A 12,465-nucleotide genomic window follows, 5' to 3' on the forward strand; every position below is an offset into this window, starting at 1 on the left:
CGTGGGAGAAAAGCTTCAAAGCGAGGGTCGGCTCAGGCCGATCGATCTGGCGCGCGGGCACGGTCTGTCGACCCAGGCGATCAGGAACTACGAGGCGGCCGGCATCCTCCCGGCCGCCGGTCGTACGCCGCACGGCTACCGCGCCTACACCTCAGTGCACGCGGGTGCCCTGCGCGCCTTCCTCGCCCTGGTGCCCGGCCACGGCCACCGGACGGCGACGTCGATCATGCGGGCGGTGAACGAGAGCGCTGCAGAGGAGGCGTTCCGTCTCATCGCCGAGAGCCATGTCCAGCTCCTCGACGACCGGCGCACCCTCGAGGCCGTGGAGAGGGCGCTGCGCGACCTGGAGGCCGGCGCGGTGTCCCAGGCCGCCGTGGCGGCGGGGCCCGGCGGCACCTTCATCGGGCCGCTGGCAGCCAAGCTCGGGATCCGGCCCGCGACGCTGCGCAAATGGGAGCGCGCTGGGCTGGTGCGCCCGCGGCGCGACGCGCTGACCGGGTATCGCGTCTACGACGAGGCCGACGTACGGGACGCCCGGCTGACCCATCAGCTCAGGCGGGGCGGCTATCGGCTGGAGCAGATCGCGCCGCTGATCGCGCAGGTGCGGGAGGCCGGAGGGCTGGAGCCGCTGGGCGCCGCACTGCGCGACTGGCACGGCCGGCTGTCCGCCCGCGGACGGGCGATGCTGGCCGGGGCGGCGGAGCTGGAGGCGTACCTCCGCGAACGCGGATGACCCCGGCCGTGGCCTCAGAAGTGGCGTGGCAGTCGGACGACCTGGACGAAGAAGTCGTCGATCTGGCGGACCGCGGCGATGAACTGGTCCAGGTCCACCGGCTTGGTGACATAGGCGTTCGCGTGGAGCTTGTAGCTGCGCAGGATGTCCTCCTCGGCTGCGGAGGTGGTGAGGACGACGACCGGGATGTGGGACAGCTCCGGGTCGGACTTGATCTTCTCCAGGACCTGACGGCCGTCGTACTTGGGGAGGTTGAGGTCGAGGAGGATCAGGTCGGGCCGCGGCGCGTCCGTGTGGTCGCCGCGTCGGTAGAGGAAGTCCAGTGCTTCCTCGCCGTCCCGGACCACGTGGAGCGTGTTGCCGATCTTGTTGTCCTCGAAGGCCTCACGAGTCATCAGCTCGTCGCCGGGGTCGTCCTCGACGAGGAGCACGTCGATGGGGCTGGCGGCGGGGGTGGTCATGTCAGGGCCTTTTCCTCGGTGCCGATGCCGGATGTCTCCGGGCTTTCGGTGATGGACGGGAGGGTGAAGCAGAAGCGGGTGCCGTCCGTGTGGACGGTGTCGATCCAGATCCTGCCTCCGTGTTGTTCCACGATCTTCTTGCACAGTGCCAGACCGATTCCGGTGCCACCGTAGGCGTCCCGCCCGTGCAGCCGCTGGAAGATGATGAACACCTTCTCCGTGAACGGTTCCGGGATGCCGATGCCGTTGTCCGTGACGGTCATCAGCAGGCTGCCGGGGTCGTCGGGGTCGGTTCCGCAGGTGATGGACACGTGCGGCGTGCGGTCGGGGTCGCGGAACTTGAGGGCGTTGCCGACCAGGTTCTGCCAGAGCATGGCCAGCAGGGTGGGGTCCCCGACGACCTCGGGCAGATGTTCCGGGCGGTCGACGCGGGCGCCGGACTCCTCGACGGCCGTCCCGAGGTTGGCCAGGGCCTTGTCCAGTGCCTGGTCGAGACCGACCGGCACCCGGGCGTCGTTGACGCGTCCGACCCGGGAGAAGGTGAGCAGGTCGTTGATGAGGACCTGCATGCGCCGGGCCCCGTCGACCGCGAAGTCCACGTACTGCCGACCACGGTCGTCGAGCGTGTCGCCGTAGCGCTTCTCCAGCAGCTGGCAGAAGGAGGCGACCTTGCGCAGCGGCTCCTGCAGATCGTGGGAGGCGACGTAGGCGAACTGCTCCAGTTCGGCGTTGGAGCGGCGCAGTTCCTCGGCCTGGGCGTCCAGGTCGGCGGCCTGCCGGGTCAGCTCCTGCTCCTGTTCACGGGAGGCCTCGAGTTCGGCCACGACGTGCCAGCGCATGCCCTCGACAGCGTTGGCCACCGCGGTCAGGTCGGCCGGGCCGCCGGCGGTGATGACGTACGCGAAGTCGCCGCCCGCCACCCGCCTCGACGCGGTGCCCAGCGCCTCCAGGGGGCGGGTCACCAGGACCCGGACCAGGACGGCACAGGCGACGCCGGCCAACAGGAAGGCGGCGACCATGCCGGCCAGGACCGAGTCGCGCACCTTCCGTTCATGGGCGAGGTGGGAGCGGCCCTCCTCCACCGCCTTCGCCAGGTCGGTGTTCTGCTTGTTCCACAAGGTGCGCAGCCGGTCGAACTCCCTCTTGCCCTGATCGGCCTTCTGCTCGTCCAGCGGCTTCGGCCGGCCCGGGGTGACCGAGGCGGCGAGGGGTTCGGCGTAGCTGCGGCGCCAGTCGGCCGCCTGGCGTTCGATCGCCTTGAGGTCCGCCAGCAGTTCGGGCCGGTCGCCTATGAACTCGTGCAGCCGGGCGGCCGAGCCCGCCTCGGCCTGTTTGCCCTGCGTGTACGGGTCGAGGAACTGCCGGTCGGCGGCGATCGCGTAGCCGCGGATGCCCGTCTCCTGGTTGACCAGCGCCGCCTGCAGCCGGTACGCCTCGGTCTGGGCGGGCTGGACGCGGCGCAGCAGCTGGTCGCTGACCTCTGCCGTCCGGCCGAGCAGGTGGGCGCCGACCACGCTGCCGACCACCACCAGCAGCGTCATGGCAGCCAGAGCCAGGCAGAACCAGCCCTGCACCGTCAGCCGGCGTCCGATCCACAACGCGCCCATTCCTCGCCTCACCATGCGCTCCGACACCACGCTCCCGCTCACTCAGTTCCAGTTCAGATGGACGACGGCCACATCGTCGGCCAGGCCGCCCCGCGCCTCGGCGAGGCTCTCGGCCTTCTCGATCAGCCGGTCCACGAAGGCCTCCGCATCCAGCGCGGCGCCCTCGCGGGCGAGCGCCAGCAGCCCCTCCTCGCCGAGGCGTTCCGAGCCACGGCTCACATGCCCCTCGAACAGGCCGTCGGTGAAGAGCACCACCGACGTTCCCGCCGGAACCGGCAGTTGTGCGGTCGGCCATCTCGCGCCGCCGGGGACCATGCCCAGGGCCGGTCCGCCGGGCACCTCCACCCACTCCACATCCGTTCCGGTGCGCTGGAGCAGGCCGTGATGACCGGCTCGTACGACGTGGGCCTGCTGCTCTCCCGGGACGGCGGCCAGCGTCACGAGGGTCGCGAAGACCTCGTCACGGGCCCGTTCGGCCATCAGCAGCTCCTCGAGCCGGGCCATCTGCTGCGCGCCGGTGATGCCGCTGAGGACGAGGGTGCGCCAGGCGATCCGCAGGGCGACTCCCAGGGCCGCTTCGTCCGGGCCGTGGCCGGAGACGTCCCCGATGAGGGCGTGGAGGGTGCCGTCGGCGCTCTGGACGATGTCGTAGAAGTCGCCGCCCAGCAGTGTCTGCGCGCGTCCGGGCCGATAGCGGGCCACGACCTCGACGCCCTCGGCGCGCAGGAGGGGTCGAGGCAGCAGTCCCCGTTCCAGTCGGGCGTTCTCCTGTGCCTGGAGCGCGCCCGCCTGCAGGGCCACCGCCGCCTGCTCGGTCTGCTTGCGCTGGATCGCGTAGCGCACCGCCCGCCCGAACAGCTCGGGCTCCACCCGGCCCTTGACCAGGTAGTCCTGTGCACCGGCCGCGACCGCGGCGAGGCCGGTCTGCTCCTCGGCGAGCCCGGTGAGGACCACGATGGCGACCTGCTCGGCCAGCCCCTGGACCAAGGAGACCGCCTCAAGACCATGAGCGTCCGGCAGATGCAGGTCGAGCAGGACGCAGTCGGGCTTCTCGGTGGCGAGCACGTCGGCGGCCTCGGTCATCGACCGCACCCATCGCAGCCGCATCTTCACGGCGCCGTCGGCGACCAGTTCCTCCACGAGCAGCGCGTCGCCGGGATCGTCCTCCACGAGGAGAACCGACGGCTCCCAGTGTTCCCACGCCGTCTCGGCACCGGCTGCCGTCGCCGACACCAACTCGGCAGCCCCAGTCCCCGAGATCACTGCGGTTCCGACCTCCCATACGTGTCGTCTGCCTCCAGACGTTGCCCAGCACAACGATGGGAGCGCAGTCAGAGCGACGATCCGATCTTCACATGTCACCAAGAAGGCAAGGGGGCCCGCCGCTGCACCGCGCGGGGTCCTCCGCCTGTGGCAGTGCCCTGCCTGCGTCAGCCCTCATCGCCGTCCTCATCGTCGCCCGTCCCGAGATCGCAGTCGTTCTGGCCGCGTTTACCCCCGACCGGCGTCACCATGCAGGGGCAGGTCCAGAAAACGACCTTCCGCGACACACCTTCTCCACATCCGAGGGCTCTTCCCCGGGCCTTCGGTTCCGATCGGCCTCACGGGGAACCGGGTAGGACGTCAGAAAGGAGTCGCCGTGACCACCTACGTCATCACCGTCCCCGGCACGTTCCTGCGAGGAGTCCCCGACAGCGTCTGCTCGGACATCGGGCGAAGGCTCCGGCCTCAGGACCCCAGGAACACGGATCTCGGGGAGAGCGAGGAACTGAGTGTGCTGACCGTGGAGGAGGACGGCATGTTCGCCGCCCGGGTCGAGGTCGAGGCCGCCGACCGGTCGCAGGCCGAGGCCGAAGCGGTACGGCTGGTTTCCCGGGCCCTGCGTGACAGCGGCCTGGCCGAGGAGGACTCGCCGTTGGGCGCGGCGGTCGTGACGGGCATCGACAGCGGGTTCTGAGGCAGGCGCCGGAGCGGCCGTCCGGTTCCCGGCCTGTCCGGGGGATGGCGCCGCGGAGTCGGGCGGGCGAGGATGTTCCTTCGCGAAAGCGCGGTCCGCCCGCCGCGGTTGGCCTTTTCGGTGCCCCGCGCGGCAAGGGCGCCCGACGTCGGCCGCCTGAAGGAGCCTCGGGATGGGTTCACACGCAGCGCCGCACCACCACAAGCGCATCCTGGTGATGGTCTCGAGCCTCCTGCTCGTGGGAGGCGGCCTCCTGGGCCTCCCCCGGGCCGACGGGGCACCCGCTCCGGCGGACGCCTGCCGCACCACCGCAGCGCACCTGCCCCGCGGTGACTGCGGGCCCTTCTGGCAGGTCCTCGCCGAGGACTTCAACGGCGACCGGGTGCCACTGGGTTCGTTCAGCGACTGCGAGCACGACGTCGACACCTCCGCGGCCTACTGCGGGGGCCTGAAGGGGAAGTACCGCGACAACTGGTGGGCGTATCCCGCCGGTTGGCCCGACACGGCCGCCAGCCGGGGGCGGGATGTGGTGGGGGTCCACCACCCGGAGGACACGGTGAGCGTCGGTCCCGCGGCGAACGGCGACGGAAGGATGTCCGTGCGGATGTGGCGACCCGCCGAAGGCGGCCCCGTGCATGCCGCGGCGGTGGTGCCGCGTGCGGTGATGCAGATGAAGTACGGCAAGTACAGCGCCCGCATCAAGGTCACGAAACTCGCGCCCGGCTACAAGTCCGCGTGGCTGCACTACGGCGGGGGCTGCGAGATGGACCATCCCGAAGGCGAGTGGACCGGCTCCCTCAGCTCCTTCCACCATCCCTGTGGTGGCGGTGAGCAGGGCTACTTCCCGGGAAGCGACGACTGGACGCGGTGGCACACCGTGTCCACCGAGTGGACTCCGGGCCACGTGCGGTTCTTCGTCGACGGCCGGCAGACGGGTCATGACACCCGCGACGTGCCGGACCGTCCTCTGTCCTGGGTACTCCAGAACGAAAGCGCTCTGGAGGGCCCGGGGGCGGCACCGGGAAGCAGCGCGCAGCTCGACATCACGTGGGTCGCGGCGTATGCCTACGGCTGGAAGTGACGGGTCGGACGGACGGGTCGATGAGTTCGTCCGTGACCCACCGGGCGACGTGGGCGGGGTAGGGCGACGGCAGGCCGAGTACCAGGTGGGTGAAGCCCGCGTCGATCGCCTCGGTGATCGCGTCGCGGGTGGAGCCCGGACGGTCGTAGGAGACCGGCACGTGGATCGAGCGGGTGATCTCGGCCGGGTCGCGGCCGATCTCCCCGCAGTAGCGGTCCAGCAGGGCGCTGCGGCGGATGACGTCGTCGATGTCGCCGCCGGGAATGTTCCACAGGTCGGCGTGTCGGGCCGCGATGCGCAGGGTCGCGGACGAGCGGCCGCCGATGAGGATCGGGGGGTGGGGGCGCTGGACCGGTTTGGGGTTGCCGAAGGCTCCGGTGAGGTGATAGTGGGTGCCGTGGTGGTCGAAGGGTTTCTCCTCGGTCCACAGGCGTTTGATCAGCGTGCACGCTTCCGCGAGGTCGCTCACCGCTCGCGCGGAGTCGTGGAAGGGCAGGCCGTGCGCTTCGTACTCGCGCCGGGCCAGGGGGTGGTCTGGGCGGGAGCCGACGCCGATGCCGAAGTCGAGCCGGCCGCCGGAGACCACGTCGACGGTTGTGGCGATCTTGGCCAGCATCGCGGGTGGCCGGAAGCGGTTGCTGGTCACCATGACTCCGAGCCGTAGTCGTCGGGTCTGGGCGGCCAGGGCCGCGAGGAGGGTCCAGCCTTCGTAGGCCGGTCCGTCAGGATCGCCACCGATCGGCATGAGGTGGTCGAAGAGCCAGGCGTGCTCGATGGCGGGGATGGTGTCGGCCTCACGCCAGACCCGCAGGATGTCGTGGTAGTCGACCTGCATGGGGGCGGTCATGAGCCCGAAGCTGGGCGGTGGTCGGTGCGGCATGGAAACTGGGTCCCTTTCGTCCTGGGGTCTCCCCCGGCGGTCAGCGGCGCCGCAGTGACGGATCGAGGAGCGCGGGCGGGGTGTCGTACTTCTCGTCCGGGGCCAGGTCGGTGCCGGGGGCGACGATCTCGTCGATCGCGTCGAGCACGTCGTCGGTCAGGACGGTGTCCGCAGCGGCGAGTTGGGCGCGCAGGTGATCGACCGTACGGGGGCCGACGAGGGCACTGGTCACGCCGGGGTGCGCGGTCACGAAGCCGAGTGCGAGCTGGATGAGCGTGAGTCCCGCCTCGTCGGCGACCTCGGCCAGTCGCTCGACGGCGTCGAGCCTGGTCCGGTTGGCGGGGATCGTGGTGTCGAATCGCGCGGGCAGGATCGCCGAGCGGTGGGTGGTGATGTCCCGGCCCGCGCGGATCGCGCCCGACAGCCAGCCCGAGGCCAGCGGGCTCCACACCAGGACGCCGAGGCCGTACTCCTGGGTGACGGGCAGGACGTGGGTCTCTATGCCGCGCTGGAGGATGGAGTAGCTGGGCTGTTCGGTGACGTAGCGGCCCAGGCGGTGCTCGCGGGCGGCCCACTGGGCCTGCACGATGCGGTGGGCGGGGAAGGTGGAAGAGCCGAAGTAGCGGATCTTTCCGGCGCGTTGCAGGTCGGTGAGGGCCGACAGCGTCTCCTCGTCGCCGGTGGTCGGGTCCCAGCGGTGGATCTGGTACAGGTCGACATGGTCGACGCCGAGGCGGCGCAGGCTGGCGTCCAGTTCGGTGACCAGCCAGCGGCGTGAACTGCCCTGGTGGTTGCGCTCGTTGCCGATGGGCATGCCGGCCTTGGTGGCCAGCACGATGTCGTCGCGGCGGCCGGCGACGGCCTTGCCGACCATCTCCTCCGACTCGCCGTCGCCGTACATGTCGGCGGTGTCGATGACGTTGATGCCTGCCTCGAGAGCGGCGTCGACGATCGCGGTGGCCTCGTCCTGGGTGGTGCGGCCGATCCTGCCGAAGTTCATCGCGCCGAGCGCGAGGGCACTGACCTGGACACCGGTGCGGCCCAATGTGCGGTACTGCATGAATGTTCCTCCATGACGGGTGCAGCCGTGCGGCAGGGCATGGCTTGGTGGCGGGGCTCCGCTCTGCCATCATGAACAAACGGAACCTCGTTCCGGTAACGATACGGAACACTGTTCCGTTTTTGCAAGGAGACGGAGGAAACGGCACGGTGAACGACGACCCAGGGCGCGCGGCCCCACGCCGGAAGGACGCCCGGCGCAACAAGGAGACCCTGCTCGACGCGGCCGCCGCGGTGTTCGTCACCAGGGGCGTGGAGGCACCCGTGCGTGACATCGCCGCCGAGGCCGGTGTCGGCCTTGGCACGATCTACCGGCACTTCCCCACCCGGTCGGACCTGATCATCGCCGTCTACCGGCACCAGGTCGACGCCTGCGCCGAGGCAGGTCCCGCCCTGCTGGCGAGCAGCGCGACGGCGCATGCAGCGCTGGAGCAGTGGATCAGCCTCTTCGTCGACTTCCTGGTCACCAAGCACGGGCTCGCGGGCGTCCTGCAGTCCGACAACTCCGGCTTCGACACGCTGCACGCCTACTTCCTCGACCGCCTCGTGCCCGTGTGCACCCAGTTGCTCGACGCCGCGGCCGCGGCCGGCGAGATCCGCTCCGGCGTCGGGGCGTACGAGCTGATGCGCGGGGTCGGCAACCTCTGCATCGGGGCGGACAGCGATCCCGACTACGACCCGCGGCGGCTGGTCCGGATCCTCATCGCGGGTCTGCGTCTGCCGGCCGATGTCCCCGACCATCCGTAGACCAGGAGGAACCGTCATGGCGGCCAGTACGAGCAAGACGACCAGGAAGACCGAGACGTTCACCGACGAGGAGCGCTCCGCGATGAAGGAGCGCGCCCAGGAGGTGAAGGCGTCGGCGCGCCGCGGCTCGCGTGCCGACAAGGCGGCGGGCTGAGGCACGGGGCTGCGAGGAGGAGGAGGTGCACAAGGTGGAGCCGACGAACAGCCGACGACCTCAAGGGCTGTTCGTCGGCCTGTGCACGGTGGACGTCATCCAGCTCGTGGACCATGCGCCGTCGTCCGACGAGAAAGTGACGGCTCGTGAGCAGGTGGTGGCCGCGGGCGGTCCTGCCGCGAACGCGGCCGTGGCCTTCAGCCATCTGGGTGGCGGGGCCAGGCTGCTCACCGGGATCGGTTCCCATCCGCTGGGGGTCGCGGCAGCGGCGGACCTGCGGAAGCTGGGGGTCAGCGTGTCCGACCTGGCCGCCGATTCGGCCGACCCGCCCGCCGTGTCGTCCATTCTGGTCACCGAGTCGAGCGGGGACCGCGCCGTGGCGTCGACCAACGCGAGCGGGTACCGGCTCACGCCGCCCGACGATCTCGGCGCGCTGCTGGCCGCCTGCGACATCGTCGAGTTCGACGGCCACCACATGGAGCTGGCGACGGCGATCGCCCGCGCCGCGCGTGCCGTCGGCCGGAAGACGGTGCTCGACGGGGGCAGTTGGAAGGCCGGTACGGAGGAGCTGCTGCCGTCGATCGACGTGGCCGTCTGCTCGGACGACTTCCGGCCCCCAGGCACGCACACCCCGGCGGACGTCCTGCGGTTCCTGAGGGAACACGGGGTGGCCTGGTCGGCGGTGAGTCGCGGAGCGCGGCCCATCGAGTGGGCGAGCCCCGAAGGCAGTGGGACCGTGGACGTACCTGCCGTCCGGGTCGCGGACACGCTGGGCGCCGGTGACGTCCTCCACGGGGCGCTCACCCATCGCCTCGCCACTCAGGGGGACTTGACCCCGTACGGCTTCGGCGAAGCCCTGCGCGCCGCGGCGGCGGTGGCCGCGCGGGCGTGTGCCTCGTTCGGCACCCGGGCCTGGATGCGAGGGCGATGAGGGACATCGGATCTATCCCGTTCCATTGACGCACGGCAACCCCAACTCTATGTTGCAACGCGGGATAGCTCCGATGAATCGCCCTCGCTGAGCCCGCTTGGAGGCACCGTGTCCAGCCCCTCCGCGCCCGATCCGTCCCGACGCACCGTGCTCGTCACGGGCTCCGCCCTCGGCGGCACACTTCTGGCGTCGGGTCTGCCTCTCACGCAGGCGACGGCGGCCGACCGCACCGAGAGCGCATCGTCGGCCGGCGACCCCTGGCGCGCCGTTCTCGACGACGCCGACCTGGTCTGGCAGCGGATGCCGACCGCCTGGTACGAAGGTCCGTTCCTCGGGAACGGCTTCCTCGGCTCCGGGATCTACGCCGAACCGGGAGCCGCCTCGAACGCGGTGCGTTTCAACATCCAGCACTCCGAAGTGCAGGACCGACGCCCCGAGTTCGGCTCACTCTTCGGTCTCGCCCGGCTGCCGATCGGGTACTTCACACTGGAGCCGGTGGGCGCGATCACCGGGCTCGACTGGCGGCTGTCGCTGCGCGACGCCGAGTTGACCGGCACGCTCACCACCGACAAGGGCACCTTGGCCCTGCGCGCCCTGGTCCACAACGACCGCTCGGTCCTGGCCGTGGAGGTGACCGCGAGCGAGGGCGAGCGCGGCTTCCGGTGGGTGTTCCATCCGGCGGACGCGATCAGTCCGCGGGCCGCCTTCAAGCCGCTGCCGGACGGCTACCAGGGCAATCCGCCCGCCCAGGTCGCCGACCACGACGGGATCACCGCCGCCGTGCAGCCGCTGCTGGCGGGCGGGCAGCACGTCACCGCGTGGCGGGAGCGGACCAGGGGCCGGACCCGGACGCTGTACGCGCACGTCGCGCACTCCTACCCCGAGACCACGGCTCTGGGCCGGGCCCTCAAAGCGGTCCGCCGGACGGAACAACTCCCCTGCTCCGCCCTGGCGGTGGACCACCGCGCCTGGTGGCACGCCTACTACCGCAAGAGCTTCCTGTCCCTCCCCGACGCCCGTATCCAGCGCTTCTACTGGATCCAGCTGTACAAGACCGCCTCCGCCGCCCGCCGTGACGCCCCCGTGATGGCGACGAGCGGGCCCTGGCTGGAGCCCACGCCCTGGCCCAACACTTGGTGGAACCTGAACGCCCAGCTGGAGTACTGGCTCATCCACGGCTCCAACCATCTCGAACTGGACGCCATCACCCGCGCGTTGAGCGAGTTCCGGGACAACCTCGCCCAGGAGACACCGACGCCGTACCGAGCCGACTCGCTGGGCATCCCGCGCACCACCGATCCCCACCTGGTCAACGGCGCGGCCGGCGCCCTCACGGGCTACGGCGTCGGCGTCCCCGGCCAGGACCCTCCCACACCCGAAGTCGGCAATCTGACCTGGGCGTTGCACAACGTCTGGCTCAGCTACCGGCACACGATGGACAGGTCGATCCTCCAGGATGTCCTGTTCCCCCTGCTGCGCAAGGCGGTCAACTACTACCTGCACTTCCTCGAACCCGGCCCGGACGGCATGCTGCACCTGCCCGCCACCTTCTCCCCGGAGTACGGCGGCGACTCGCGCGACTGCAACTACGACCTGATGCTCCTGACCTGGGGCTGTCGAACCCTTCTCGACTCTGCCGAACTCCTCGGCGTCGACGACCCGTTGGCGCCCCGCTGGCGCGAGGTGCTGGCGAGACGGGTGCCGTATCCGACGGACGCGAACGGCTTCATGATCGGCGCGGACATCCCCTTCGCGAAGTCGCACCGCCACTACTCCCACCTGCTCGCGGTCTACCCGCTGTACGAGGTAACCGGCCGCACGCCCGACGAACACGCCCTGATCGAGCGGTCGTTGGCGCACTGGGTGGGCTTCGAAGGTGCCCTGCAGGGCTACACCTTCACCGGCGCCGCCTCCATGTCGGCGCTGCTCGGCAAGGGCGAGGACGCGCTGGCGTACCTCGGCGAGCTGATGACCCGTTTCATCAAGCCCAACACCATGTACCAGGAGTCCGGGCCGGTCATCGAGACACCGCTGTCGGCGGCACAGTCGCTGCACGACATGGTGTGTCAGTCGTGGGGCGGTGTCATCAGGGTGTTTCCCGCGCTGCCCGCCGCCTGGGCGGACCTGGTCGTGCACGACTTCCGTACGCAGGGCGCCTTCCTGCTCGGCGCGCGGCGTGAGAACGGCGCCACGCGCTGGGTGCGGCTGGTGAGCGAGGCGGGTGCGCCCTGCGTCGTACGGCACGGGATCGCGGGTCCCGTCGACGTACGCGACGGACGGGGACGCCCCCTCCGTCACATCGACGTCGGCGACGGTGCCGTCCAAGTCGCCCTGTGCAAGGGCGAGTCGGTGCTCATCACGGCCAGGGGCGACCGTCCCGACCTGACGGTCGCACCCGTGCGCCCGAACGAGGACGCGCCCCGCTGGGGGCTGCCCCGTATCTGACGGGTCTCACCGCCTGCGACCGCCCACGGACCAGCCGCTTCCGATGCCGGCCACGTGCAGGGCGAGCACCATGAGACCGAGCAGCATGATGTTCGTCGAGCTGAAGGTGTCATTGGTCGAGATGTCCGCAGCGTTGATCAGAAAGGAGATGAAGAACAGGACCGCGGAGATGATGGCGAGCATGGTGCCCATCCCTTCGATTGTCTGAGGTAGTCACGCTGGGTACAACCCGCATGCCCCCAACTCCCCGGTACATGTGGGGAAAACGTAACGTTCGACCAGTCGGACATCGTTCGAAACCTCTTGACGTCCCCGTCCCACGCGATTGACACTCTCGCAACACGACGTCACACAGCCGAAACGGCAGGGTGCCCCCGCCGAGGCCCCGCCACGCCTCAGCAGGGGAACCC

13 protein-coding genes are annotated in these 12,465 nt (G+C 70.4%); 7 read left to right on the forward strand and 6 right to left on the reverse strand.

Going from position 1 to position 12,465, the window contains the following annotated elements; genetic code table 11:
* Window position 1 precedes the first annotated feature (1 nt).
* Complete coding sequence (locus QF027_RS02855) at window positions 2-733, forward strand: TioE family transcriptional regulator (RefSeq protein WP_307072384.1); 732 nt, start codon at window positions 2-4, stop codon at window positions 731-733.
* Between the two features lie 14 nt (window positions 734-747).
* Here QF027_RS02855 and QF027_RS02860 read toward each other — a convergent pair whose 3' ends face one another.
* Genes QF027_RS02860 through QF027_RS02870 form a run of 3 tightly spaced genes read right to left on the reverse strand, consistent with a single transcriptional unit; the run spans window position 748 to window position 4,064 of the window.
* Window positions 748-1,194: a response regulator gene (locus QF027_RS02860; protein WP_307072387.1), complete on the reverse strand. Its 447-nt coding sequence runs from the start codon at window positions 1,192-1,194 to the stop codon at window positions 748-750.
* On the reverse strand, window positions 1,191-2,801 hold the full coding sequence (locus QF027_RS02865) for a sensor histidine kinase (protein ID WP_307082256.1): 1,611 nt from the start codon (window positions 2,799-2,801) through the stop codon (window positions 1,191-1,193). The genes QF027_RS02860 and QF027_RS02865 overlap by 4 nt, the downstream gene beginning before the upstream one ends.
* A gap of 42 nt (window positions 2,802-2,843) precedes the next feature.
* A complete protein-coding gene (locus tag QF027_RS02870; protein ID WP_307072389.1) occupies window positions 2,844-4,064 on the reverse strand; it encodes a PP2C family protein-serine/threonine phosphatase in 1,221 nt (406 codons plus the stop codon).
* A 376-nt stretch (window positions 4,065-4,440) separates the two neighbouring features.
* Between QF027_RS02870 and QF027_RS02875 the strand changes: the two genes are divergently transcribed.
* Window positions 4,441-4,758 (forward strand): hypothetical protein, encoded by a 318-nt coding sequence (locus tag QF027_RS02875; RefSeq protein WP_306986281.1) that lies wholly within the window; start codon window positions 4,441-4,443, stop codon window positions 4,756-4,758.
* A 172-nt stretch (window positions 4,759-4,930) separates the two neighbouring features.
* Entirely contained in the window at window positions 4,931-5,839 is a 909-nt protein-coding gene (locus QF027_RS02880; protein WP_307072392.1) for a glycoside hydrolase family 16 protein, read from the forward strand.
* Here the strand turns inward: QF027_RS02880 and QF027_RS02885 are convergent.
* The gene (locus QF027_RS02885; RefSeq protein ID WP_307072394.1) at window positions 5,802-6,719 is read right to left on the reverse strand and encodes an LLM class flavin-dependent oxidoreductase; all 918 of its coding nucleotides are present in this window, start codon (window positions 6,717-6,719) and stop codon (window positions 5,802-5,804) included. The genes QF027_RS02880 and QF027_RS02885 overlap by 38 nt on opposite strands.
* Window positions 6,720-6,759: 40 nt before the next feature.
* Window positions 6,760-7,779 (reverse strand): aldo/keto reductase, encoded by a 1,020-nt coding sequence (locus tag QF027_RS02890; RefSeq protein ID WP_307072396.1) that lies wholly within the window; start codon window positions 7,777-7,779, stop codon window positions 6,760-6,762.
* Between the two features lie 149 nt (window positions 7,780-7,928).
* Here QF027_RS02890 and QF027_RS02895 point away from each other — a divergent pair, with 149 nt between their 5' ends.
* From QF027_RS02895 to QF027_RS02910, 4 genes are all read left to right on the forward strand, one after another.
* Window positions 7,929-8,525, forward strand: coding sequence for a TetR/AcrR family transcriptional regulator (locus QF027_RS02895; RefSeq protein ID WP_307072398.1), 597 nt, complete (start codon window positions 7,929-7,931; stop codon window positions 8,523-8,525).
* 16 nt (window positions 8,526-8,541) lie between these two features.
* The gene (locus QF027_RS02900; RefSeq protein WP_307082779.1) at window positions 8,542-8,679 is read left to right on the forward strand and encodes a hypothetical protein; all 138 of its coding nucleotides are present in this window, start codon (window positions 8,542-8,544) and stop codon (window positions 8,677-8,679) included.
* 25 nt (window positions 8,680-8,704) lie between these two features.
* A complete protein-coding gene (locus QF027_RS02905) occupies window positions 8,705-9,610 on the forward strand; it encodes a PfkB family carbohydrate kinase (RefSeq protein ID WP_307072400.1) in 906 nt (301 codons plus the stop codon).
* A 108-nt stretch (window positions 9,611-9,718) separates the two neighbouring features.
* Window positions 9,719-12,055 carry a glycosyl hydrolase family 95 catalytic domain-containing protein gene (locus QF027_RS02910; RefSeq protein ID WP_307072402.1) on the forward strand — a complete coding sequence of 779 codons (2,337 nt, stop codon included), beginning with the start codon at window positions 9,719-9,721 and terminating at the stop codon, window positions 12,053-12,055.
* 6 nt (window positions 12,056-12,061) lie between these two features.
* Here QF027_RS02910 and QF027_RS02915 read toward each other — a convergent pair whose 3' ends face one another.
* Window positions 12,062-12,247, reverse strand: coding sequence for a hypothetical protein (locus tag QF027_RS02915; protein ID WP_306986868.1), 186 nt, complete (start codon window positions 12,245-12,247; stop codon window positions 12,062-12,064).
* Window positions 12,248-12,465: the final 218 nt, after the last annotated feature.

Origin of the sequence: Streptomyces canus (genome assembly GCF_030816965.1) — a bacterium.
In the GTDB taxonomy this organism is placed as follows: Bacteria; Actinomycetota; Actinomycetes; order Streptomycetales; family Streptomycetaceae; genus Streptomyces; species Streptomyces canus_E.

Excerpts from the sequence above, each read along its gene's own strand:
- QF027_RS02860 (WP_307072387.1), bottom strand. The coding sequence starts at position 1,194 with ATGACCACCCCCGCCGCCAGCCCCATCGACGTGCTCCTCGTCGAGGAC.
- QF027_RS02865 (WP_307082256.1), bottom strand. The coding sequence starts at position 2,801 with ATGGGCGCGTTGTGGATCGGACGCCGGCTGACGGTGCAGGGCTGGTTC.
- QF027_RS02880 (WP_307072392.1), top strand. The coding sequence starts at position 4,931 with ATGGGTTCACACGCAGCGCCGCACCACCACAAGCGCATCCTGGTGATG.
- QF027_RS02885 (WP_307072394.1), bottom strand. The coding sequence starts at position 6,719 with ATGCCGCACCGACCACCGCCCAGCTTCGGGCTCATGACCGCCCCCATG.
- QF027_RS02890 (WP_307072396.1), bottom strand. The coding sequence starts at position 7,779 with ATGCAGTACCGCACATTGGGCCGCACCGGTGTCCAGGTCAGTGCCCTC.
- QF027_RS02900 (WP_307082779.1), top strand. The coding sequence starts at position 8,542 with ATGGCGGCCAGTACGAGCAAGACGACCAGGAAGACCGAGACGTTCACC.
- QF027_RS02915 (WP_306986868.1), bottom strand. The coding sequence starts at position 12,247 with ATGGGCACCATGCTCGCCATCATCTCCGCGGTCCTGTTCTTCATCTCC.